Genomic DNA, 22,694 nt, shown 5'->3' with positions numbered 1-22,694 from the left:
TAATCTGCAAGTAAAGTTTGGCTTTCCCGAGTAATTTGCTGCTCGTGACTAATTGTTTCTAATTTAGGCGAGACTTAGCAATATTCTTACAAGCTTCTCGGGGTCGTAATAAGGGAATGACGTCTTGGTAACAAGATCGTCGATGATGATGTGAATCCCCCTTTGCTTGAAAGTGTTAGCATCAAAGCTGTCTGCCATAGATTTATCTATAACAACAAAGTTGATTAGGTCGCTTGCTGCAACCGGTGCGTCTATGTCGGCTTCCAGCTGAGCTATTATTTTTTCAAGCGCCAAGCGCGGCGACATGCCAAGCTGCTCTGGATCCTTACCAAGATTTGGAATGTAGACTTTTGGGTTCGGGTTAGAGGCAGCCGCTCTGCCTACGCCTTCGACAAGCAGGTTTGCCATGAGCGAGCTATAAAACGAGCCCGGCGGGTAACAGATGAGGTCCGCGTCCGCAATTATTCTGCCCATCCTTGGGTGAATGCTTGGTTTTGCAGGCGTTGGGTCCTCAAGCGAGCGGATCGTAAATACATCAGAGATCGGGTGTACGACAGAGGGCGTTTCTTTGCCGGTCATGTTGTGCTGTCCTGCAACAACCGAGCCGTTCTCTAGCCTTGCTGCCAAGTGTAGGTTGCTGTCAGTTATTGCAGTCACATGGCCGAGAGTGTTTACCAGTTTTGAGAATAGAAAGATAATCGGGTCTAAATGGCGATGGTTATTGAGGTAACCACCGGCCAGAATAAGGTTGCCAATGCTGGCTCCTGCCAGATTGAAGTCCTCTGGCATGGCTTCGATGAAAAATTCCAGCTGCGTTTGAATAAGGCCACGCATGGGATTATGAACATCGGCAAGCAGCTTGTCCTTCGCCTCGACAATGCGCATAAGCCGTCGATGCAGTTCTTTTGGCGTACCGGTTTTACTCAGGCGATATTTGAAGAGACGGGCGACTTCTGGATGTCCGGAAACAGTCTCGTCCGCAAGTGCTATCAAACGGCTGCGCAAGTCCCCGATTGCTGGCATATCAAAAGCTTGGCGAAGCGCGGCAGAGCTACCGCCGCTGTCGAACGGTGTAATTAAATGATGGCTGTTGTGCGTGTAGCTCTTCAGCGTGCGTGCGAGCGGGTTCAATGCAGTGCCGCCGCTAAAGAACAGCAGCTTTGGGCCAAGTTCAGGCAAACGCTTGAAACGATCAATGCGGACAGGGTCCGGGATTATGACCCGGCGAGAGACCATTAGTGACGACATTTGAGGTGCTTACCTGAAAATACCCAGCTACGAAAGTTCAAGCCAATGCTTTGCCGCGAAATATAGAGGGACACAATAGCGCATGACAGACACAAAACAATTAACGGAACCGTTCTGTTACTTATAGGTTTTGCGTGTTCGCCGCCTTACATAGCGCCAAAGTCAGCGCAACATGCGGGTGTGATCCAGTCATTGCGCTCTGAGAATGATGATTAAGAATGATTCATGAATGGCGGAGAGGTAGTTTCTTTCCGTAGAGCTGAGTGGTATTACGCTCCGAAGTTCAGGAATTGCAAGGCTGGTCCCGACAATAGAAGCTGGAATAAGGGATAGAAATGAATACAGAAGGTTCTCACGTAGTAACCGCTCACGACAACGGAAGTTTTGTTTCTATTCCGAAGGCGTTCTTGCGTACGGTCGAAAAGCTGAAAGACCACCCTGCTTATCATGTTCGCACCAAGGCAGGCTGGGAGCCGACCTCTTGGCTTGAATACTCCAAGCAGGTTCGTAAAGCTGCTGTAGCGCTTATCAAGCTTGGCGTTCGCCCCGGCGATACCGTTTGCATCTTGAGCTATAACCGCCCTGAGTGGGCGATTATGGATGTTGCTGCCATGATGATTGGTGCGACACCAACCGGCATTTATTGGACGGCTGCAAGCCCTGAGATCAACTATATTCTACGTCACTCTCAAGGCCGAGTGCTTTTGATCGAGTCTGAAGAACAGTTGGCCGATCTGGAAACGCATCCAGAGCTGTTTATGTATCTGCGCAAAATCGTTCGCCTGAACGGCGAGGCTGTAGGCGAAGAGCAGATTACATGGGCAGACTTTGTAGCGCTTGCTGACAATGAGCCTGAGCTGGAAGAAGAACTGGATCGCCGTTTGGATGCGATCCACCCAGAAGACATTGCAAAGCAGATCTACACCTCTGGAACGACTGGTCATCCAAAAGCTGTTCAGCTTAGCCACCGCGCTATTCGTGCTGAATCTGACGCTCTTGTGAAGGTGCGCTGTCTGGATACAAACGATCGCTACATTTCCTATCTGCCCCTTGCTCACATAGCCGAGCAGTGCGGCACGATCGTACAAGCTTGCGATAATGGCTATCAGAGCTTCTATGCGCAGAGTATTCAGGCTATGCCTGACCACCTCAAGGAAGTGCGCCCAACGATCTTCTTCGGCGTTCCTCGCGTTTTTGAAAAGATGCGTGAGCGTATCGAAGAGCGCCTTGCTAGTGCTACCGGTGTGAAGGCCAAACTGGCCCACTGGGCAATGGACGTGAGCGAGCGTTGGCATGCACTTAACATCGACAATAAGCCGACCGGCTATTTCCTAGATCTTCAGAAAAAACTGGCCAACCGCTTGGTGCTGGACAAGGTCAAGTACGCGATGGGCTTTGATCAGACGCACACCGTCGTAAGTGGTGGCGCTGCACTGTCTGTCAGCATTCTGAAGTTCTTCAGCCGTTTGGATATCGTGATTACAGAGGTTTACGGCCAGTCCGAAAGCTGTGGCGGTACAACCTTCAATAAGCCGGGTGCTATCCGCTTTGGGTCTGTTGGCCAGGTGCTGGATGGAGTGGAAGTAAAAATCGCTGAGGATGGCGAGATTCTGGTGCGCGGTGCTCCAAACTTCTCCGGTTATGCGCATGATCCAGAAGCTACCGATAAGGTGTTTCAGGATGGTTGGCTGCTGACCGGCGACCTTGGCCACCTTGATGCTGATGGCTTCCTCTTCATCACAGGTCGTAAGAAGGACGTCATCGTCACCTCTGGCGGTAAAAACATCTCTCCTGCGCTACTGGAAGGCGATCTGACCGAGATCCCGCTTGTTGAGCATGCTGTTGTTGTTGGCGATAACCGAAACTATCTGAGCGCTTTGCTTGCTATTGATCCAGTCGTTCTGGAAGGATTTGCGAAAGAGCAGGGCATGACCACGCACGAAGCGATGGAAAGCCAGGCTTTGCGCGATAAGCTTCAGATGGGTATCGAGCAAATCAATCGCCGTCATGCTCGCGTTGAGCAGGTGCGCCGCTTTGAGATTATCAAAGAAGGTTTGTCTATCGAATCCGGCGAACTAACCGCGACGCTTAAGGTGCGCCGCAAGGACGTTCTTAAAAACCACGCAGCATTGGTGGATGCGATTTATAAAGACGCCGAATAAGGCGGTCTTGGTAGTTATAAAAAAGCCCCCGCAGCGAATGCTGCGGGGGCTTTTTTGTTTCGTATCCTGCTAGGGCTTATTTGCTTTCAAGGAACCACTTAGCAGCGTTGCCGTAGCAAATGTCGGCAACCATCTTGCCAGCCAGTTCGTAGTCAGCAGGCATATGGCCTTTGGTCATCCATTCGCCGATCATTTTGCAGAGCAGGCGACGGAAGTACTCGTGACGTGGGAACGACAGGAAGGAGCGGCTGTCGGTCAGCATGCCGAGGAACTGGGAGATGAGGCCCATCTGCGCCAGAGCGGTCATCTGACGTTCCATGCCGTCGAGCTGGTCGTTATGCCACCAGCCGGTGCCTGCCTGTACTTTGCCAGCTACTGAACCGTCCTGGAAGTTACCAGCAGTGGTCACAACAACTTCGTTCTTAGTTGGGTCGAGGCTGTAAAGAACAGTGCGTGGCAGTTCGTTGGTCTGGTCCAGAGTATCGAGGAACTGGTTCAGCGGGTTAGCCAGTTCACGATCATCAATACCGTCGATACCAACGTCAGCACCAAGAGCGTTGAACAGGCGGGTACGGTTGTTGCGGGTCGCACCAACGTGAATCTGCATTACCCAGTTACGCTTAGCGTATTCACGGCCAAGGAAGACCTGAACAGCGGACTGGAATGCGGTTACGTCGTCGATGGTCAGTTCTTTGCCTTCACGGCCAAGCTGGAAGATGCGTTCCAGTTCGGATGCTGCTGGAACCGGCGCGAACAGCATGGAGTCAAGGCCATGGTCGGATGCGCGGCAGCCATGAGCGTCGAAGTGGTCAAGGCGCAGAGCAAGCGCCTCGATCAGCTTGTCATAGCTGTCTACTGCAAAGCCTACAGTTTCGCTAAGGCGCTCAACGTAGCCCGGGAAGGTTGGTTTGTTGATCTTGAACGCTGCGTCTGGACGGAAGGTCGGACGTACTTCCATAGAGCAAGTTTCGTCATCCGCGATCACTTTGTGCCATTTCAGGTCGTCACATGGATCGTCGGTGGTGCCGAGCATTGCAACTTTCTGCATGCCCAGAAGACCGCGTGCGGAAAATTCTTTGGTCGCCAGCTTCTCGTTACATGCATTCCAAACCAGATCAGCGGTTTTGGAAGACAGAACAATGCCGTTCAGGCCGAAGTAGCGGTACATCTCAAGGTGAGACCAGTGGTACAGCGGGTTACCAACGAACTTCGGCATTGCTTCAGCATATGCGTTGAACTTTTCGCGGAAGCTGGTTTCTTTGCCGGTGATGTGGCTTTCAGGAACACCTGCCCAACGCATTGCGCGCCACTTGTAGTGGTCGCCAGCAAGCCATGTAGAGCCGATATCTTCAAACTGATGATCTTCAGCGATAGCACGCGGGTCGAGGTGGTTGTGGTAATCGACGATCGGGAGATCTGCGGCAAACTCGTGGTAGAGTTTACGGGCTGCTTCTGTTTCCAGAAGGAAGTCTTTTCCAAGGAATGGCTGCATCATGACACGTGCCCTTGTTCGTTGGAGCATTCGCGCCCTGCATGGGGAGCTTTCTGCTCCATTCTCTTTTTTGAAAGAAGGCCAACCGGCCCGACTATTGTTGCGGTGTCGGGTCGGCTGGCGCTATCAGATTACTCTGATGATTAGTTAGCCAGATCAGCTACAGCCTGAGCTGCACCTTTGTCTGCTACTTCAGCGTATGCCGCGTGGATTGCTTTGGTGAATTCTTCCTTAGCAACCAGATCAGCAGGGAATACTGCGTCCAGAGCGAGCAGAGCGTTTACGTATGCTTCGCGGTTGTCGCCGTATTTCGCTACGATTTCAGCCAGTACGTCCTTCATAGGATCCTGGATTTCGTAGGTTTCGCCGTTGCGGTCAGCGCGGATGTAGTTCATCCAGCCACCAACGCCGAGGATCAGGTGACGGTGATCGGTGCCCTGTTCCATGTGGAAGCGAACAGAGTTCAACCAACGCTGAGGCATTTTCTGGGTGCCGTCAGAAGCGATCTGCCAGGTGCGGTGCTTCAGCTGGGAGTTAGCGAAACGCTTGCAGAGCATGTCAGCGTAACCGATGAGGTCAACGCCTTCTGGAACGTGCAGGGTAGGGATCTGCTCGTTTACCATCAGCTTGCGAACTTCTGCTGCGTAGACTGGGTCAGCCATACAGTCAGAGATGGTTTCCTTACCACCGAGGAAGCCGAGGTATGCGAGGAAAGAGTGCGAACCGTTAAGGGTGCGCAGTTTCATTTCTTCGAATGGCTCTACGTCTGCTACGAGCTGTGCGCCTGCCAGTTCCCACTGAGGACGGCCAGCTTTGAAGTTGTCTTCAACAACCCACTGACGGAAAGGTTCACAAACGATACCGTTTGGATCTGCCTGACCACCGAGCTGCTCTTTAACGATCGCGCGGGATTCGTCGGTCAGAGCTGGAACGATACGGTCAACCATGGTGGAAGGGAAGGTTACGTTCTCTTCGATCCATGCTGCCAGATCAGCGTCAACTTTCGCAGCGAATTCACGGATGGAAATGCCGGTTAGAACGCCGTTGTTTGGCAGGTTGTCACAGGACATAACGGTGATTGGGCCGTTGCCCAGTTCACGACGCTTTGCAAGACCTGCAACGATAAGGCCGATAGCGGTCTTAGGAGAGGAAGGGTTTGCAAGGTCTTCCTGAATCCAAGCGTTGTCGGTGTCCAGGTGCTCGTTCTTTACGCAGTAACCTTTTTCGGTCACGGTAAGGGAGATGATCTTCAGATCTGGCTCAGCAAAGCCGTTGATGATCGCTTCAACGCCATCACGAGCAATGTGCTGGGTGTCGCAAACTGCGCCGAGCAGGCGGGTTTCGGTACCAGCGTCAGAGGTTTCTACGAGAGTGTAGAGGTGGTCGTTTTCTGCGAGCTTGTCGAAAAGGTCAGCGGTGCCGAACAGTTCGATTACGCGCATACCCCAGTCGCCGCCACCTTTTGCGAGTGTTTCATGCAGGTGCATCGCGGTGTGAGCGCGAGCAAATGCGCCGAAGCCGATGTGTGCAATGCGTGGCTTAAGAGCAGAGCGATCGTAAGAAGGCTGTTCTACGCTTGCAGGAAGAGCAGCAAGATCGAGTTTTTTGAATGCTTCAGTCATTTTGGTGGCCTTTGGTACTCGTTTTGAGTGCAAGTAAGCTTTGTAACTTCGCAAAAAGGTCCTCTCCCGAAAACGAGAGCTTCGTTGTTGCTTTGGTTACAATGTAGTTCGAGGGCGTTTTGTCCCTATTTAACTAGTGGTGCGTGCTGCTGAAGTTCGACTTTGTACGCGAAGGTCGCAGAACGAATCGCTAGTCTGGTATGGTAGCCGTCGCTCCATTTACGGCAGAATCTGTGTGCATCAAAGAGCGGTGTATCCCTTAGTACGTAGCGGTTTACCCAGTGCTTCTGGCCGATTTATGGCCGGATCCTTGATGTATTGGGAAAAGAGCATTTGGAGAGAAGTGGAGCGTTCCAGCTCAAGACCAGTGGAAGAGTGATCGACCCATTGGGATCAAAACTTCCTGTGTGGCAGGCCGGAGGGTTGGTCTTCCCTATATGCCGATCTTTCCGTTGTTTTTGTCTGGTTCTAGCAGGTCAACTGGCCCCCGAAAGGGCCAGTTGGATCTTTTGTATTTTGACTATTAGCCAGCGTAGCCAAGCAGGAGGCGAGGCAGGAACAGGCTGATGTCTGGAATAAAGGTTACCAGGAACAGGATGCCCACTACGGAGAAGTAGAATGGAAGCATCGCCTTCACGATATCCTTAATTGCAACGCCGCCGACGGAGCAGCTGATGAACAGCGCACTACCTACTGGTGGGGTGATGATGCCGATACACAGGTTGTAGGTCATCATGATACCGAAGTGTACAGGGTCCATGCCCAGTTCCGTTGCCACTGGCAGGAAGATCGGGGTGAAGATCAGCAGAGCCGGAGTCATATCCATGAACGTACCAACCAGCAGAAGGCAGAGGTTGATTACGAGCAGGATGATGATCGGATTCTCGGAAACTGTGGAGAGAGCTTCAGCGATAGCGTAAGGGATATCGGAGAAGGTCATCGCCCAAGACATACCAATGGAACAGCCGATCAGCAGCAGCACGATGGAGCTGGTGATTGCGGATTCAAGGATAACGCTTGGCAGTTCGGTGATCTTAACTTCACGGTATACGAAGCAGCCCAGAACAAGGGTGTAAACCACTGCAACAGCAGATGCTTCGGTCGCGGTGAAGATACCGCCGATGATGCCGCCCATGATGATCACGATCAGAAGCAGAGGCAGGAATGCATCAGCAGTCTTGAACGCGATTTCTTTCATGGTTGGGAAAGGAATTACTGGGTAGCCGCGCTTTTTAGCGATGATACCAGCAACGAGCATTACGCCCAGACCCATGAGGATACCTGGCAGGTAACCAGCAACAAAGAGAGTTGCGATGGAGGTACCGCCGGAGATCAGGGAGTAAACGATCAGCGTGGAGGATGGTGGGATCAGCAGGCCGGTTGGGCAAGAAGCTGCGTTAACCGCTGCGGAGTATGCTGGATCGTAACCTTCTTTTTTCTGCAGTGGGGACATGATGCCGCCAACAGCTGCTGCGGATGCAACTGCGGAGCCGGAGATAGCGCCGAACAGCATGTTTGCAAGAACGTTACAGTGAGCAAGAGCGCCTGGAAGGCTACCGCCAATAACTTTCGCGAGTTCGATCATGCGTCGGGCGATACCGCCACGGTTCATGATGTTACCAGCCAAGATAAAGAACGGAATCGCCAGCAAGGTGAAGCTGTCGAGGCCTGTTGCCATACGCTGAGCAACAACGAACACAGCCTGATCAAAAGAGAGCAGGAAGGTTACGGTTGCTGTTGTTGCCAAGCCAATGGCAAAAGATACTGGCACGCCGAGTGTCAGAAGTACGGCGAATACGCCGAAGAGGATGAGACCGCTTTGAAGTTCCATTTTTTATCTCTTTATTAGACGGAATCTGAAATCTCGTCATTGCCTACAGGCTGGTCGTTAGGACCAGTGCCGGTGCCATTGATAAGGCCGACGACAAAATCGAGGCAGTAGTACAAGATCATCAGTCCAGAGAATGGAATAGCTGCGTAGACGTAACCCATAGGGATACGAAGAGCTGGTGAAACCTGTCCGTTAGCGAGTGTCTTCGCAACGAGGTTCGAGCCACCAAATACCATGATGAAACCAGCGAAAGCAGCGATAGCGGCAATAATGAAGAAGTCAGAGTAGAGCTTCTTCTGACCGCTCAGAGAGCCTGTCAGCAGGTCGATTGCGAGGTGGCGACGCTGTCCCAAAGTGAACGCAGCACCAATCAAACCTACCCACATAAACATGAAGCGGGCCAATTCGTCCGTGAAGGTACTTGGAGTGCCAAGCACGAAACGGGAGAATACCTGCCAGATCACGCACACCACGAGAATAGCGAATACGGTGATTACGATGCTACTCAGGATGTAATTTATTATTCTTGTCAGCGCGTTCATAATGTTTCCCTAGTTTTAAGAGCGCCGGAGACCGCCAAGTTTGGATGGTAATCAAATCTGGGCGACCAATTCCATCTATTTTTGCAAACTTGATGAATCAAGCTATTCGCAGAATACCTAGGTTGGGATTTGAATATGAAATCCGTCCTGAAGTTAAGCTGCATTGCTTCCATGGACGTTACTAATCGCTCATTTTCTTGTTTTGGTCAACCAATATAATAAAATGGTTTGACAATGGCCGAAAATTATAGAAATGTGGTGCTCACACAGCCAGCGATAGCGAAAGTGGTCGTCGGTTGGAAACTAATAATAACAAAGAGTTCGGCACAGTCACTCGTGTTTGATGTGTGCGAACGTTCCATCGTTCTCCGGTAAATCTGCGTAATGTTTATTGCGATTATATTGGGGGTAAAAATGGTAACGTTGAGGCATTGAAACGCGGGTTCCCCAGTTTGAAGAATGAATCAGTCCAGTCCGGACTGTGGCATTTGGTCAACCGATAGCGGGACGAGCGATTTGTGAGGTGGTTTTCTGCTCCTTTAAGTGCGCCGGGAAGCAGCGCTTGAGAGCAGATCGAAAGAGTGTTGGTCGAGGGCCGTCATGGAAGTCATGGCTTTTGGGTCTTCCCTCACTCGAAAAGACGAGAGTGCGATGGAGATCGTGCTCTTGAATAAAGATTGGGCGTCTTGGCCTTAATGATCAGCTCATTAATGCTGGCGGAGGTTCAAGAGACCCAATGCTTCGGTGGAAGTTGCAGAGTTTCTCTGCAGAAGAAACCGGGGCGAAACAGTGTAGGAGTAGGGCGCTGCGGATGGATGGACTTCCTGAGGGGCGCGGTACTGCCTGCACACGAGGAAGCTAAAAAAAGAAATCCGAGTTTGTTGGAGGCTTGACCTTCTTGGTTGAGACGAAAGCGCCGGGCGAAACAAACAATAAATAATAGCTACGGGAAAAAACAATGCTTGAGCGTATGGAAGGTGCAGAGAACGGGTTAGCTTGTTTGCACGATGAGGACTACGATGTCCCATTCAACCTGCAAAACCTGAACAATGAATCTCTGCTCTTTGTGGGTGGTCGCGAAGCAACCAGCCTCAACGGGGAATGGAACTTCTGCGTTGACTTGCTGGATACAGGTATTCGCCAGAAATGGCACACCATGCTGCCAGTGCCAGCGGAAGAGCGTATTGAGCCATATGACTATGATCCGTATGTCGGTGAAACAGTTCCGGTTCCGTCTTGCTGGTCCATGCTGAAAGAAAAGTGGTACTTCTTTGAAGGCTCCGCTTGGTACACTCGTTCTTTCGACTTTGATGAACTTTCCGCAGATGAACGCCTGTTCCTGCGCGTTGGTGCAGCACAGTACGACTGTAAAGTGTTCCTGAACGGTGAGTTCCTCGGAAACCACTATGGCGGCTCCACTCCGTTCAACGTTGAACTGTCCGACCACATCAAAACCGGTCAGAACTGGCTGATGCTGGTGGTTAACAACACCCGTACGACCGATCGTGTTCCTATGCGCAACACTGACTGGTTCAACTACGGTGGCGTATACCGCGCAGTAGAGCTGTACCGTACGCCTAAGACCATCATCACCGACATGTTCGTGCACCTTGTGCCAGACAGCACCTATTCCAAGATTGCTGTTGAAGTGAAGGTTGATGGCGACACCAGCGCTCCAGTGAAGTTTGAAATTGCAGAACTGGGCATTTCCGCTGATATCGCAGTAGACGCTTCCGGTAAGGGTAAGGTTGTTCTGGATGCAAAACCAGAGCTATGGTCCCCTGAATCTCCAAAGCTTTATGATGTAGTTGCGACCCTTGGCGCTGACCGCATTACCGACCGCGTTGGTTTCCGTCAGATCGAACAGGTTGGCACTGAAATCATCCTGAACGGTACGCCAATCTTCCTGCGCGGTATTTCCGTTCACGAAGACGATGAATTCACCGGAAAAGTTCTTCTGGATGCAGATCTGGAGCAGCGCTTCGTTCATGCAAAAGAACTCAACTGTAACTTCATGCGTTTCGCGCACTATCCGCACGACGAACGCGCTTCTAAAATGGCCGATGAAAAGGGCATTCTGGTTTGGTCTGAAATCCCTGTTTACTGGGCAATCGACTTCAAAAACCCTGCAACCCTCAAGGATGCAGACAACCAGATGCGCGAGCTCATCAAGCGTGACCGTAACCGCGCTTCTGTGATCATCTGGTCTGTTGGTAACGAGAACCCGGACACTGACGAACGTTTGGCATTTATGAAGACTCTGGCAGACACTTGCCGTGAGCTGGATCCAACTCGTCTGACTTCTGCTGCTTGCTTGGTAAACCACGCAAAGAACCGCATTGAAGATCGTCTGTCTCAATATATTAACATCATCGGAATCAACGAATATTACGGTTGGTACGAAGAGAACTTCGATGATCTCATCGACTTCCTCGACAATTCCGATCCTGGCAAACCAGTAATCATCACTGAGACCGGCGCAGATGGCTACATCGGCGAAGGCAAGCTCGAAAAGGGCTTCTTCAGTGAAGAGTACATGGCTGAAGTCTACCGTAAACAGATTGCGACACTGCGCGAGCGCGAGTTCGTGAAGGGTATGTCCCCTTGGATTCTTTATGACTTCCGAGTGGAACGCCGTCAGAACATGTATCAGCGTGGTTGGAACCGTAAGGGTTTGATTGCTAACGACAAGAAGACCAAGAAGACAGCCTTCAAGCTGCTTTCTGACTTCTATGCTGAACTGAAGGCCTCTGCGAAGGGCTAAAACTTAGGAAACAACTGGGAATGAATGTGGAAGTCAACAGACGGCGATATCAGGATGTAGCGGCTTCGCTACGGAATGATCTTGCTAAGGGGGTCTATACTGTTGGCGACCGGTTGAGAACAGAACGGCAGATCTCTGACGAGTTAGGGGTCAGCCGTTCCCTCGTCCGCGATGCGATGATCATGTTGGAAGTCGAGGGCCTTGTCGATGTTCGAAAAGGCTCTGGAACCTACGTGGTCCGTTTGCCAGAAACAGGCGATCAGGGAAAAGAAGAGCAACCTGATATTGGCCCGTTCGAGCTTCTGCAGGCGCGTCAGCTCATCGAAAGCAACGTAGCAGCTTTTGCCGCTACGATGGTTACGAAGGCCGACATTTTGCGTATGCGGGAAACATTGGAGCGGGAGCGAGCCGATATGCAGGAAACGCTCGGCGGATATTCTGCCGACGAGCTCTTTCACCGGCAGATTGCCGAGGCAACGCAGAACACAGTTCTAGTTGAATCTGTCGATTTGCTTTGGAGCTTACGTAAGAGATCCCGAATGTGGGAGACCTTACATACCCGTATTTTCGATAGGGGCTATCAGGTTAAGTGGCTGGATGACCATCAGAATATTCTGACTGCCATTCAGTGCCGGGATCCCCAGCTTGCCAGACAGTCCATGTGGCAACACCTAGAGAATGTACGGCTGACGCTTCTCGATCTATCAGACGTGGACGATCCGTCCTTTGACGCGTACCTTTTTGATGCCGATCCTTTGGCTGAGGTGCGCGGCGGCTAAAAACCGGGTTTTTGAAACCTGACTATAAAAAAAGTGAACCAAGAGTAAGAAAATGGAACAAACCTGGCGCTGGTACGGCCCTAAAGATCCAGTAACCCTTGCTGACATTCGTCAGGCTGGTGCAACTGGTATCGTTTCCGCTCTTCACCACATTCCAAATGGTGAAGTATGGCCGATCGAAGACATTAAAGCACGTAAAGCTGAAATCGAAGCTGCTGGCCTCGTATGGTCTGTAGTTGAATCTGTTCCAGTACACGAGGAAATCAAAACCCGTACTGGTAACTTCGAACAGCACATCGAAAACTACAAGCAGTCCATCCGCAACCTCGTTGCTTGTGGCATCACCAAGATCTGCTACAACTTCATGCCTGTGCTGGACTGGACCCGTACCGATCTCGCGTACGAACTGCCAACCGGTGCAACCTGCCTTCGTTTCGACGCTGACGTATTCGCTGCATTCGACCTCTACATCGTAGAGCGCGAAGGTGCAGAAGCTGAGTACACCGCTGACGAACAGGCACGCGCGAAAGCAGCTTTCGATGCAATGTCTGACGAAGACAAGAAGAACCTGATCAAGACCATCATCGCTGGTCTCCCAGGCTCTGAAGAAAGCTACACCGTTGAGCAGCTGAAAGCTCACCTGGCAACTTACGAAGGCATCGACCACGCGAAACTGCGTGAGCACCTTGCTCTGTTCCTGCAGGCAGTTATCCCTGTATGTATGGAAGAAGGCGCTGTGATGGCTATCCATCCGGATGATCCACCACGTCCACTTCTCGGCCTGCCACGCATCTGCTCTACCGAAGATGATTACGAGTTCATCTCTAAAGCAGTTGATGACATCGCAAACGGCTTTACCTTCTGCACCGGCTGCCTTGGCGTACGCGAAGACAACGATCTGGTTGGCATGATCCAGCGTTACGGCAACCGCATCCACTTCGTACACCTGCGCTCCACCAAGCGTGAAGAAAACCCAGCATCCTTCCACGAAGCTGACCACCTTGCTGGTGACTTCGACATGGTTGGCGTTGTTGCTGCGCTGGTTGACGAAGAAGACCGCCGCCGTACCGACGGTTGGGAAGATCTGATCCCATTCCGTCCTGACCACGGTCACGCAATGCTTTCCGACCTTAAGATGAAGTCCGCTCCTGGTTATCCAGCAGTTGGCCGTCTTCGCGGTCTGGCAGAGCTGCGCGGCGTTGAACTGGCAGTTAAAACTCTGCGCTAAGCAGAAGCCAATCTCCTAAGAAAGGGCCGGATTTTCCGGCCCTTTTTTTGTTTATAGCAACCCCTTCGCCTTTTCTTGACTTGTTATATTATTACATTGGTTCTAGTTGTTTTGGGTGAGACCAAAGAGCAGGCGCGGAATAGGATTGGCGAACAGTGGCATTGATCGAGCTTGAGGGTGTTGGCGTTGAGCGGCAAGGGCGTTGGCTGATCCGCAATGTTGATTTGCAGATAGACCGCGGAAAGATCGTTACGCTGATTGGTCCGAATGGCGCTGGTAAGAGCACCCTTGCCAAGGCAGCTCTCGGGGTAATGCCTGTCAGCGAGGGGCGAGTAAAACGCAGCTCCGGCCTGACCGTTGGCTATGTGCCGCAGAAGCTCGCCATTGACTGGACCATGCCTCTTACTGTTGAGCGGCTGATGTCGCTAACTGGTAGCCCGAAAAAGGGTGAAGTCGAAGAAGCATTGGAGATGGTAGGTATTCCCCATCTCAAGCATTCCGGGGTTCAACAGTTGTCAGGCGGTGAGTTTCAGCGTGCGTTGTTGGCTCGTGCTTATCTTCGCAAACCTGATCTTCTTGTTCTTGATGAGCCCGTACAGGGCGTAGACTTTTCCGGAGAGATTGCGCTTTACGAGTTGATCGGCCGCATCCGTGATCAGCTCAACTGCGGCATTCTTCTGATTTCCCACGACCTGCATATTGTTATGGCTCAGACAGACACAGTTATCTGCCTCAACGGGCATGTGTGTTGCCGAGGTAGGCCAGAAGAGGTTGCTGTATCGCCTGAGTTCCAAAACCTTTTCGGAACGCTTGGCGCGCCAATTGGCATTTATCGCCACCATCATGATCACTCACATCTACCAGATGGCCGCGTTATGCGCTCTGACGGCTCTGTTCATGACAATTGCTGCGGCTGTGGTGATGAAGAAGGGGAGGGGCACTCCCACAATCATGATCACGATCATGGACACCACCATAACCACAATCAGGGGGATCGGGCATGAGCTTGTTTGATGACTTTCTTGTTCGCGCTCTCGTCGCGGGTCTCGGGCTGGCGATAACCGCCGGACCTTTGGGCTGCTTTGTTATTTGGCGGCGTATGTCTTATTTCGGCGATACGATGGCCCATTCGGCGCTCCTTGGTGTTGCGCTTGCCTTTCTTCTCGATATCAATCTGATGCTAGGCGTGTTTTGCGTGGCAATCATTGTTTCGTTGAGTCTCATCGCATTGCAGAGCCGTAAGGCAGTATCGACGGATGCGCTGCTTGGCATTCTATCACATTCTGCACTGGCCCTCGGGTTGGTTTTGGTTGCCTTTATGACATGGGTACGCTTTGACCTGATGGGGCTGTTGTTTGGCGATATCCTGTCAGTTTCCCATTCTGATCTGCTTCTCATATTCGGCGGTGGTGCTGCGGTTCTTGGTATTATCGTTGCCATGTGGCGACCACTGCTAGCTGCCACAGTCAACAACGACCTTGCGGCGGCGGAAGGGTTGAAGCCTGAAACCTCACAGCTTGTACTCATGTTGCTGATGGCCTGCGTAATCGCCATTGCGATGAAGATCGTCGGTATCTTGCTGATCACTGCCATGCTGATTATCCCTGCCGCAACGGCACGGTGGTTATCTGCTACGCCGGAAGGTATGGCGGCTGTTGCCTCTATAGCGGGTATGATAAGCGTTAGCTTGGGGCTTTGGGGGTCTGTTCAATTTGATAGTCCGTCTGGACCATCCATCGTCGTTGCGGCGCTCCTGCTCTTTTTGGCAGCGATGGCAGCCGGACATATCAAGCATGGATGGTTAGCGGGCAGAAAGTAAGCAGTGATGGTGGAAACGCATAAACTGACCAAAAACCAGAAGCTGGTTGTCGAAGCGCTTAAAAGTGCCGAGGGGCCGCTAAGCGCCTACGCTATTCTGGAAGAGCTGCGCCCCCATGGTGTGAAGGCTCCGCTGCAGGTTTACCGCGCTCTCGATAAGCTCATGGAGTTGAAGCTCATTCATAAAGTCGAGAGTATGAGCGCCTACGTCGCTTGTGTTCAACCTGACTGCCACACACACAAGACAGTTGGTTTTGCTATTTGCTCAAGCTGCAATGGCGTTCAGGAACTGCCGGAAAACGTTGTTTCTCTCCACTTGGATAATTGGGCGCAGGAGACAGGGTTCGTGCGCTCAGGTATTGCGCTTGAAGTGCGTGGTACTTGTAAAACCTGCCGCGAAAACGAGGCTGCTGAAGCCTGCTGTTAGCCCTTGTTAGTTGCTAGGGTCAGTTGATGGGAAATCCATTACCCGCATCTGTCTCTATCGGCTCTATAAAACGGTGCGCCACAAGCGTTGTTCCCCCCGCCTTTGCATTGGCACACGCCGCCGCCTGAAACCTGATAGGCGTGAAGTGAAGTGCTAGATCTTCTTGAAGGCCTGGCGCAATTGCCTCCCACGCTCTGGGAAGAGTAAGGCCGCAAAACTTTCCAAGATAGGGAACGATGCTGCTTAGGTGGCTACTCATATCCTCAATAGAGTTCAAGCGCATAAACAGCGGAAATGGCAGCGTTGCGACGATGTCGCCAATTTCGAACGTAGACCAGTTGTCGTGATACCGCGAGCGAACGGGCAGTTCGACAGCATGAGTTCCATCAAAAAACTCTCTTGCCCATTCATTTGCATGGTGAGGGCTTGGTTTGCCTGTATCTAATGAGAGTACAAAGGCACCTGACTTTTTTTGAAAGTCTGTCAGGATTTGAAGGTCGGGGATGGGGCCCACCCACACCAATGTATTTGCCGCAACCAGTAGGCGGGCAGGAACCTCGATTGATTCAATTGTCTCTTTTCCAAGAGGAATGGGGTCGTTTAAGTCAGCGATCTGAGGCGAGAAACCAGGCATTTCCAGTCCAAGGCAGTTTGTTGTTCCTCGGGAATAGTAGTGGCCAATCTTTCTCGGCAACAATCCAAGGTTCTGCAGGGTTTGGAATGGTTGATTTCAACCTGTGTCAAATCGGTCCCAGTGGTTTTAACGAAAAAGCCCGCGCCTCCGAGGAAACGCGGGCAAGTCTTGCCATCATGGCATGGGAGAATGGACTTAACAGGCCGCTGCCAGCTCCGCGCGGTGTGACTGGGCCATGTTAAGGGACTGGATAGAACTTGGTGAAATCAAACGCGCAGGGGTGCTCGTGCGGCGTTGGCTGGATTTTGCACGCGAGCCGGGGCGGTAATCGACGCTGATACCGATTGCGTTGATCATGGCAACCAGCTGGCTTCGAGAGTAAAAGCCAAGGGTGCTCAGCAACGCAGAAACGTGGTGCTTCACGGTCGCTTCGGAGATGCCCAGATCGTGAGCGATCTGCTTGTTCAGCTTGCCTTCTTTCAAGTAGCGCAGGATAGTTGCCTGTCTACGTGTCAGGCTTGCCAAGCCCTCGTAAAAGTCGAGCGTAAAGTGAGAGGTACTTTCTGGCTGACTATGCGGGTACACCACGCCAGCATGCTTCAGCTTAAGAACCTGTACAAAGATCTCGAAGTCCGCTGTTTTCGAGATGGATGCATGGGCACCGTGATTGATGAAGTACTCGCCAAGGCCCGGATTGTCGTTATCAGACAAAATGATCAGCTTGGAGATCGAAGCCTTTTCACGCAGAGCCAACGCGGTTGTCAGACCCGGAGCGCCTTCGAGGGACGGGTTTACAAGAACAGTGCTGCCGCTGTGCGCGCAGGCCAAGTCTTGCAGTTCTGAGAAGCTTTGAGTGGTGAACACCTTGGTTGCCAAACCATCGCGCTGGAAAAGCACGGCAAGCGCCTGTGCGAACGCTGGATGCTGGTCAGCAATAATTACTGTAGCAGCTGATGGCTTGTCAGCCATTGGACCATTGATCCTATAGCTTTCCTGAAACATTGGTGTCATCCTCCCTCAAAACTACGCTATAACCCGTAGATGAAGAAACAATACATACATACGGTTTTTTTACAAGCCGTCATGTGAGGGAAAATGGTCGAACGCATTACAGAGGAACCGTTGGAAGCAAAATCTCATCAGCAGCGTAAGAGTGATCGAATGCGGCGAGAGATCGTGCTGGCGGCTATCTCTTGCCTCCACAAAAATGGCTATCATCGCGCATCTATTAAAAAAATCGCGCTGGAGAGTTCGTTTTCACAGGGTGCGCTGCAACATCACTTTCCTACCAAAGAAGATCTGATGGTCTTTGTGATGGACAAGATCCTCACCAAGTCCTTGAATCTCACTCTGGAATGGGCTGAGGAAATAGGGCGGGAGAATATCCGCATCTCCGACATGACGAAGGTGTGGTGGTCGAATCAAATGCGCTCGCCGGAATTCCTTGCAATGCTGGAGATAATGGTTGGTGCCAGAACCGATGATAGCCTGCGCAATCGCTTAAAGCCGGTTGTCGAGGATTATGGCCGCAAAGCTGATGAACGTGTCATCGCGTTGTTTCCAGAAAGTGTTTATGGGCCTGCGGTTACGCGCGTGTTGATTACAGCTTCGCGCAGCATGCTTTGCGGGTTCGTCACTTACGATGCGATGTTCCGCGATGCACAAGAGATGGATAGGTTGGTCGAGGAATGGGCCGAAATTCTGGATCTGCTCTTGGCGCCGAAGTTCTCTAAATCGCCGAACTAAAGCACTCCAGCAACAAAAAAGCCCGGGTTTGTTCCCGGGCTCTGTGTTTCCAATGAAGGCTAGGTTTAGCCCATCAGCTGGCCGAGCTTCATTGCAAGGCTCATGTCGCCATCAATGTCGAACTTGCCCTGCATAAATGCAGCGGTTGGGTCCAGATCGCCTGCTACAATTGCTTCGAGGTCTGCAAGAGCAACGCCGATGGTGCAGTCTGCTTCTTTGTCCTCGGTAGAGATGGTGTTGCCGTCGATTACGATCAGGCCGTCATCACCGCAGTCAAACTTGATGATGCCGTCGAAGTCGCTGCTTTCCACGTTGCCCTTGATCTGGTCCACGATGGCTTGAATGCTCATGAGATAATCCTTCAGTTTCGGGTTCAGCGGTTTGCGGCCGCGACCACGTTGTACGCTAGGTTGAAATTTAAAGCTCTCGCTAGAAGCTGTAAATAAACAGAAGTTGGATATAGACCTGAACTTGCCTATCCGATGGTCTGGTTTTTCAGGGGTTAAAAGGGGCTCTCGCAGCGAAAACCCGCGCTGCTAAGTGATATTGACTGTTCCACCTTCCGCTCTATAAGGCGGGCATGAGCATTGTTGATCTTCCATTCATCTATAACCCGCCGATGTCCCCTTATCTTGATGTGATTCATCAAGACGAGCAAATCCTTGTAATGGCCAAGCAGAGCGGTTTGCTGACTGTACCGGGAAAGGCTGCAGAGCATAGCGATTGTCTGGAGGCGCGTGCCCGCGAAACCTACCCAACAGCTACGACGGTTCACCGGCTGGATATGGATACATCCGGCGTAATTGTTATGGCGATGAACCGTGAAGCGCACCGTCATTTGGGGCTTCAGTTCGAGCGGAGAAAGACCCGCAAGACCTATATTGCGCGAGTATATGGCCACATAGAAGAGGATCAGGGCAGGGTGGATCTGCCGCTTCGCTGCGATTGGCCTAACCGCCCGAAGCAGATGGTTTGTTTTGAACATGGCCGTGCCGCCCAAACGGACTGGGAGGTTATTGCGCGTGAAGAAAAAACGACCCTTGTGCGACTGCACCCTATAACGGGTCGTTCTCATCAGCTGCGAGTCCATCTTTTATCGCTTGGGCACCCGATTGTCGGTGATCGCTTCTATGCGGATGGAGACGCGCTTGCGTATTCTGATCGCCTTCAACTGCACGCTGAGACGTTAGAGTTTCATCATCCCGTTGGAGGAGATTGGATGAGCTTTTCACGGGCTGCAGAGTTTTCGTAACACCTAAAAATTACAAATAAGTATTGCGCCCTAGTGTCGTTATATAACAATGTATACCAGTTTTCTGCAATAACTAGGTATATGTACGTGCGTAATTAAATAATAACAAACTAATTTGTTATTGGAATTGTTTCCGCCTGTATGCAATTAAGGCGTTTTTACACATTTGAGATAGATTAGTTCTTGAACTAAATCGGTTAAATTAACAATTTCTCATATATCAACTCTGTTTTGATATAGATCATAAGACTTTTGTCGGTTCAGGCGCATCTTACGTGCATGGGAGAAGCCGAAAGCCACCAGCGATTAGGTTACATGTCAAATAACATGACAACTAGTTGTTAGGCTTCTCTAAACTCACGGGACTCTATGGAGATTGGGATGCCTGTAACGAACCGCGAAGAACTCGATGCACTGGTTAAACGAGTGCGGGAGGCACAGAAAGTTTACGCGACCTACACTCAGGAACAAGTAGACGCTATTTTCCGCGCAGCTGCTCTTGCTGCAGCGGACAACCGTATTCCACTCGCACGCATGGCTGCCGAGGAAAGCGGCATGGGTGTGATGGAAGATAAGGTTATCAAAAATCAGTTCGCTTCCGAATACATCTACAACAAATACAAGGACGAGAAGACCTGCGGTATTCTGTGCGAAGACGACACCTTCGGCACAATCACCATTGCAGAGCCAACCGGCCTGATTTGCGGTATCGTACCAACCACTAACCCTACTTCCACTGCGATCTTTAAAGCTCTGATCAGCTTGAAAACCCGCAATGGTATCATCTTCAGCCCGCACCCACGTGCGAAAAACGCGACCAACGAAGCTGCACGCATCGTTCTGGAAGCTGCTGTTAAGGCTGGCGCACCTGAAGGCATCATCGGCTGGATCGACGCTCCGACTGTTGAGCTCTCCAACGCTCTGATGACCCACGACGAAATCAACCTGATCCTCGCCACTGGCGGTCCAGGCATGGTTAAAGCTGCTTACTCTTCCGGTAAGCCTGCAATCGGCGTAGGTGCTGGTAATACCCCTGTAGTTGTTGACGAATTTGCTGACATCAAGCGTATGGTTGCTTCCATCCTTATGTCCAAAACCTTCGACAACGGCGTTATCTGTGCATCTGAACAGTCCGTAATCATCGTTGAATCCGCTTACGAAGCAGCTAAAGAGCGCTTTGCAAGCCACGGCGGTTACATTCTGAAGGCTAAAGAAGCAAAAGCTGTTAAGGAAATCCTTCTCAAGAACGGTGCCCTCAACGCTGCTATCGTTGGTCAGCCAGCAGCGAAAATCGCTGAAATGGCAGGCGTTAAAGTTCCTGCTAACACCAAGGTTCTTATCGCTGAAGTTACCTCCGTTGGTGACGAAGAGCCATTTGCACACGAAAAGCTTTCCCCGACCCTCGCTATGTACCGTGCGAAGGACTACGTGGACGCATTCGAAAAAGCTGAAGCTCTTGTTGCACTCGGCGGTATCGGCCACACCTCCGTATTCTACACCGATCAGGACCGTTGCCCTGAGCGCGTAAAAGAATTCGGCGCGATGATGAAAACCGCTCGTATTCTGATCAACCAGCCAGCTTCCCACGGCGGTATCGGTGATCTTTACAACTTCAGCCTCGCACCTTCCCTGACACTGGGCTGTGGTTCTTGGGGTGGTAACTCCATCTCTGAAAACGTTGGACCTCAACACCTGATCAACAAGAAGACCGTTGCGAAGCGAGCTGAAAACATGCTGTGGCACAAACTGCCGGAATCCATCTACTTCCGTCGTGGCTCTCTGCCAATCGCACTGGGTGACCTTGCTGGCAAGAAACGCGCTCTGATCGTAACCGACGGCTTCCTGTTCAAGAACGGCTACACCGATGAGACCATCAAGGTTCTCAAGAAAATGGGCATGGAAACCGACGTATTCTACGAAGTAGAAGCCGATCCGACCCTGTCTGTTGTTCGCAAGGGCGCTGAACTTTGCCACGCATTCAAGCCAGACGTAATCATCGCTATCGGTGGTGGTTCTCCAATGGATGCTGCGAAGATCATGTGGGTGATGTACGAACACCCAGAAGTGAACTTTGCTGACCTTGCTCTGCGCTTCATGGACATCCGCAAGCGTATCTACAAGTTCCCTAAAATGGGCGTGAAAGCGCAGATGGTTGCTATCCCAACCACCTCCGGTACTGGCTCTGAAGTTACCCCGTTCGCGGTTGTGACCGATGACGAAACCGGCACCAAGTACCCAATCGCTGACTACGAACTGACCCCTAACATGGCAATCGTAGACGCGAACCTGGTTATGAACATGCCTAAGTCTCTGACTGCGTTCGGTGGTATCGATGCGATCACCCATGCAACTGAAGCTTACGTTTCTGTTCTGGCCAACGAGTACTCTGATGGTCAGGCGCTGCAGGCTCTGAAGCTTCTCAAAGAGAACCTTGTAGAATCCTACGAAAAGGGTGCCGAAGCTCCTAACGCTCGTGAAAAAGTTCACAACGGTGCAACCATTGCCGGTATCGCCTTCGCGAACTCCTTCCTCGGCGTATGTCACTCCATCGCTCACAAGGTTGGTGCTGCGTTCCACGTACCACACGGTCTTGCAAACGCGATGCTGATCTCCAACACGATCCGCTACAACGCTAACGACAACCCAAGCAAGCAGACTGCGTTCTCCCAGTACGACCGTCCGCAGGCAAAGTGCCGTTACGGTGAAATCGCTGATCACCTCGGTCTGACCGCAGCTGGCGACAGCGGCGAAGCGAAAGTTGAAAAGCTCATCGCTTGGATCGAAAGCGTGAAGACAGCTCTGGAAATTCCAGCAGGTCTGAAAGACCTCGGCATCTCCGAAGCACAGTTCATGGAAAAAGTTGATCAGGTTGCTGTTGAAGCATTCGACGATCAGTGCACCGGTGCAAACCCACGCTACCCACTGATCTCTGAAATCAAGCAGATCCTCACGGACACCTACTATGGCCGCGTTTACGTGGAAGGCCGTGATGAAACAGTTGTTGATCTGGCTGAAGAAAAAGCCAAGAAGGCTCCAGCTGCTGCTGAATAATCGCCATGCTTGCTAGCTAAGCAAGCCTCTTTAAGGCCCGGAGAGTTCAACTCCCGGGCCTTTTTGTTTGTTCTGCCGATACAAAAAGGGGCTGTGAA

General features: G+C 51.5%; 18 protein-coding genes. 10 read left to right on the top strand and 8 right to left on the bottom strand.

What is annotated here, in order from left to right; genetic code table 11:
• Nucleotides 1-63: 63 nt before the first annotated feature.
• Nucleotides 64-1,248, bottom strand: coding sequence for a GAK system CofD-like protein (locus E1162_RS03570; RefSeq protein WP_155126899.1), 1,185 nt, complete (start codon nt 1,246-1,248; stop codon nt 64-66).
• Between the two features lie 335 nt (nt 1,249-1,583).
• Between E1162_RS03570 and E1162_RS03565 the strand changes: the two genes are divergently transcribed.
• Nucleotides 1,584-3,410, top strand: a complete 1,827-nt coding sequence (locus tag E1162_RS03565; RefSeq protein ID WP_155126896.1) for an AMP-dependent synthetase/ligase — start codon at nt 1,584-1,586, stop codon at nt 3,408-3,410.
• Nucleotides 3,411-3,486: 76 nt separating this feature from the next.
• Here the strand turns inward: E1162_RS03565 and uxaC are convergent, their stop codons facing one another.
• The 4 genes from uxaC to E1162_RS03545 all read right to left on the bottom strand — a co-directional run bounded on the left by uxaC (nt 3,487) and on the right by E1162_RS03545 (nt 8,897).
• Entirely contained in the window at nt 3,487-4,905 is a 1,419-nt protein-coding gene (gene uxaC, locus E1162_RS03560) for a glucuronate isomerase (protein ID WP_257098636.1), read from the bottom strand.
• A 140-nt stretch (nt 4,906-5,045) separates the two neighbouring features.
• Complete coding sequence (locus tag E1162_RS03555) at nt 5,046-6,524, bottom strand: mannitol dehydrogenase family protein (RefSeq protein ID WP_155126893.1); 1,479 nt, start codon at nt 6,522-6,524, stop codon at nt 5,046-5,048.
• Nucleotides 6,525-7,047: 523 nt separating this feature from the next.
• A complete protein-coding gene (locus E1162_RS03550) occupies nt 7,048-8,355 on the bottom strand; it encodes a TRAP transporter large permease (protein WP_155126890.1) in 1,308 nt (435 codons plus the stop codon).
• Nucleotides 8,356-8,369: 14 nt separating this feature from the next.
• A complete protein-coding gene (locus tag E1162_RS03545) occupies nt 8,370-8,897 on the bottom strand; it encodes a TRAP transporter small permease (protein WP_155126887.1) in 528 nt (175 codons plus the stop codon).
• Nucleotides 8,898-9,855: 958 nt separating this feature from the next.
• Here E1162_RS03545 and E1162_RS03540 point away from each other — a divergent pair.
• From E1162_RS03540 to E1162_RS03515, 6 genes are all read left to right on the top strand, one after another.
• Nucleotides 9,856-11,661: a glycoside hydrolase family 2 protein gene (locus E1162_RS03540; RefSeq protein WP_155126884.1), complete on the top strand. Its 1,806-nt coding sequence runs from the start codon at nt 9,856-9,858 to the stop codon at nt 11,659-11,661.
• Nucleotides 11,662-11,681: 20 nt separating this feature from the next.
• Nucleotides 11,682-12,440: an FCD domain-containing protein gene (locus tag E1162_RS03535; RefSeq protein ID WP_155126881.1), complete on the top strand. Its 759-nt coding sequence runs from the start codon at nt 11,682-11,684 to the stop codon at nt 12,438-12,440.
• A gap of 52 nt (nt 12,441-12,492) precedes the next feature.
• Entirely contained in the window at nt 12,493-13,668 is a 1,176-nt protein-coding gene (uxuA, locus tag E1162_RS03530) for a mannonate dehydratase (protein WP_155126878.1), read from the top strand.
• A 155-nt stretch (nt 13,669-13,823) separates the two neighbouring features.
• Nucleotides 13,824-14,672 (top strand): ATP-binding cassette domain-containing protein, encoded by an 849-nt coding sequence (locus tag E1162_RS03525; RefSeq protein ID WP_371311794.1) that lies wholly within the window; start codon nt 13,824-13,826, stop codon nt 14,670-14,672.
• A 2-nt stretch (nt 14,673-14,674) separates the two neighbouring features.
• The gene (locus tag E1162_RS03520) at nt 14,675-15,487 is read left to right on the top strand and encodes a metal ABC transporter permease (RefSeq protein ID WP_155126964.1); all 813 of its coding nucleotides are present in this window, start codon (nt 14,675-14,677) and stop codon (nt 15,485-15,487) included.
• Between the two features lie 6 nt (nt 15,488-15,493).
• On the top strand, nt 15,494-15,913 hold the full coding sequence (locus E1162_RS03515) for a Fur family transcriptional regulator (RefSeq protein ID WP_155126958.1): 420 nt from the start codon (nt 15,494-15,496) through the stop codon (nt 15,911-15,913).
• 19 nt (nt 15,914-15,932) lie between these two features.
• Here the strand turns inward: E1162_RS03515 and E1162_RS03510 are convergent, their stop codons facing one another.
• Nucleotides 15,933-16,547, bottom strand: a complete 615-nt coding sequence (locus tag E1162_RS03510) for a hypothetical protein (RefSeq protein WP_155126874.1) — start codon at nt 16,545-16,547, stop codon at nt 15,933-15,935.
• Nucleotides 16,548-16,742: 195 nt separating this feature from the next.
• On the bottom strand, nt 16,743-17,549 hold the full coding sequence (locus E1162_RS03505; protein WP_257098635.1) for a LuxR C-terminal-related transcriptional regulator: 807 nt from the start codon (nt 17,547-17,549) through the stop codon (nt 16,743-16,745).
• Between the two features lie 93 nt (nt 17,550-17,642).
• On the opposite strand from E1162_RS03505, the gene E1162_RS03500 reads away from it, so the two are divergent.
• Complete coding sequence (locus E1162_RS03500; RefSeq protein WP_155126868.1) at nt 17,643-18,293, top strand: TetR/AcrR family transcriptional regulator; 651 nt, start codon at nt 17,643-17,645, stop codon at nt 18,291-18,293.
• 65 nt (nt 18,294-18,358) lie between these two features.
• Here the strand turns inward: E1162_RS03500 and E1162_RS03495 are convergent, their stop codons facing one another.
• Nucleotides 18,359-18,643 (bottom strand): SCP2 sterol-binding domain-containing protein, encoded by a 285-nt coding sequence (locus E1162_RS03495; RefSeq protein WP_155126865.1) that lies wholly within the window; start codon nt 18,641-18,643, stop codon nt 18,359-18,361.
• A gap of 230 nt (nt 18,644-18,873) precedes the next feature.
• Between E1162_RS03495 and E1162_RS03490 the strand changes: the two genes are divergently transcribed.
• Together E1162_RS03490 and adhE are read left to right on the top strand one after the other, a co-directional pair.
• Nucleotides 18,874-19,545, top strand: a complete 672-nt coding sequence (locus E1162_RS03490) for a pseudouridine synthase (protein WP_257098634.1) — start codon at nt 18,874-18,876, stop codon at nt 19,543-19,545.
• A gap of 381 nt (nt 19,546-19,926) precedes the next feature.
• On the top strand, nt 19,927-22,596 hold the full coding sequence (gene adhE, locus E1162_RS03485; protein ID WP_155126863.1) for a bifunctional acetaldehyde-CoA/alcohol dehydrogenase: 2,670 nt from the start codon (nt 19,927-19,929) through the stop codon (nt 22,594-22,596).
• Nucleotides 22,597-22,694: the final 98 nt, after the last annotated feature.

The sequence above is a fragment of the Pseudovibrio flavus genome, from assembly GCF_009711345.1.
GTDB classification, from domain to species: domain Bacteria; phylum Pseudomonadota; class Alphaproteobacteria; order Rhizobiales; family Stappiaceae; genus Pseudovibrio; species Pseudovibrio flavus.
This window is presented reverse-complemented; position numbering and strand designations above follow the sequence as displayed.

Excerpts from the sequence above, each read along its gene's own strand:
- E1162_RS03570 (WP_155126899.1), bottom strand. The coding sequence starts at position 1,248 with ATGTCGTCACTAATGGTCTCTCGCCGGGTCATAATCCCGGACCCTGTC.
- E1162_RS03565 (WP_155126896.1), top strand. The coding sequence starts at position 1,584 with ATGAATACAGAAGGTTCTCACGTAGTAACCGCTCACGACAACGGAAGT.
- uxaC (WP_257098636.1), bottom strand. The coding sequence starts at position 4,905 with ATGATGCAGCCATTCCTTGGAAAAGACTTCCTTCTGGAAACAGAAGCA.
- E1162_RS03555 (WP_155126893.1), bottom strand. The coding sequence starts at position 6,524 with ATGACTGAAGCATTCAAAAAACTCGATCTTGCTGCTCTTCCTGCAAGC.
- E1162_RS03550 (WP_155126890.1), bottom strand. The coding sequence starts at position 8,355 with ATGGAACTTCAAAGCGGTCTCATCCTCTTCGGCGTATTCGCCGTACTT.
- E1162_RS03545 (WP_155126887.1), bottom strand. The coding sequence starts at position 8,897 with ATGAACGCGCTGACAAGAATAATAAATTACATCCTGAGTAGCATCGTA.
- E1162_RS03540 (WP_155126884.1), top strand. The coding sequence starts at position 9,856 with ATGCTTGAGCGTATGGAAGGTGCAGAGAACGGGTTAGCTTGTTTGCAC.
- E1162_RS03535 (WP_155126881.1), top strand. The coding sequence starts at position 11,682 with ATGAATGTGGAAGTCAACAGACGGCGATATCAGGATGTAGCGGCTTCG.
- uxuA (WP_155126878.1), top strand. The coding sequence starts at position 12,493 with ATGGAACAAACCTGGCGCTGGTACGGCCCTAAAGATCCAGTAACCCTT.
- E1162_RS03515 (WP_155126958.1), top strand. The coding sequence starts at position 15,494 with ATGGTGGAAACGCATAAACTGACCAAAAACCAGAAGCTGGTTGTCGAA.
- E1162_RS03510 (WP_155126874.1), bottom strand. The coding sequence starts at position 16,547 with ATGCCTGGTTTCTCGCCTCAGATCGCTGACTTAAACGACCCCATTCCT.
- E1162_RS03505 (WP_257098635.1), bottom strand. The coding sequence starts at position 17,549 with ATGTTTCAGGAAAGCTATAGGATCAATGGTCCAATGGCTGACAAGCCA.
- E1162_RS03500 (WP_155126868.1), top strand. The coding sequence starts at position 17,643 with ATGGTCGAACGCATTACAGAGGAACCGTTGGAAGCAAAATCTCATCAG.
- E1162_RS03495 (WP_155126865.1), bottom strand. The coding sequence starts at position 18,643 with ATGAGCATTCAAGCCATCGTGGACCAGATCAAGGGCAACGTGGAAAGC.
- E1162_RS03490 (WP_257098634.1), top strand. The coding sequence starts at position 18,874 with ATGAGCATTGTTGATCTTCCATTCATCTATAACCCGCCGATGTCCCCT.
- adhE (WP_155126863.1), top strand. The coding sequence starts at position 19,927 with ATGCCTGTAACGAACCGCGAAGAACTCGATGCACTGGTTAAACGAGTG.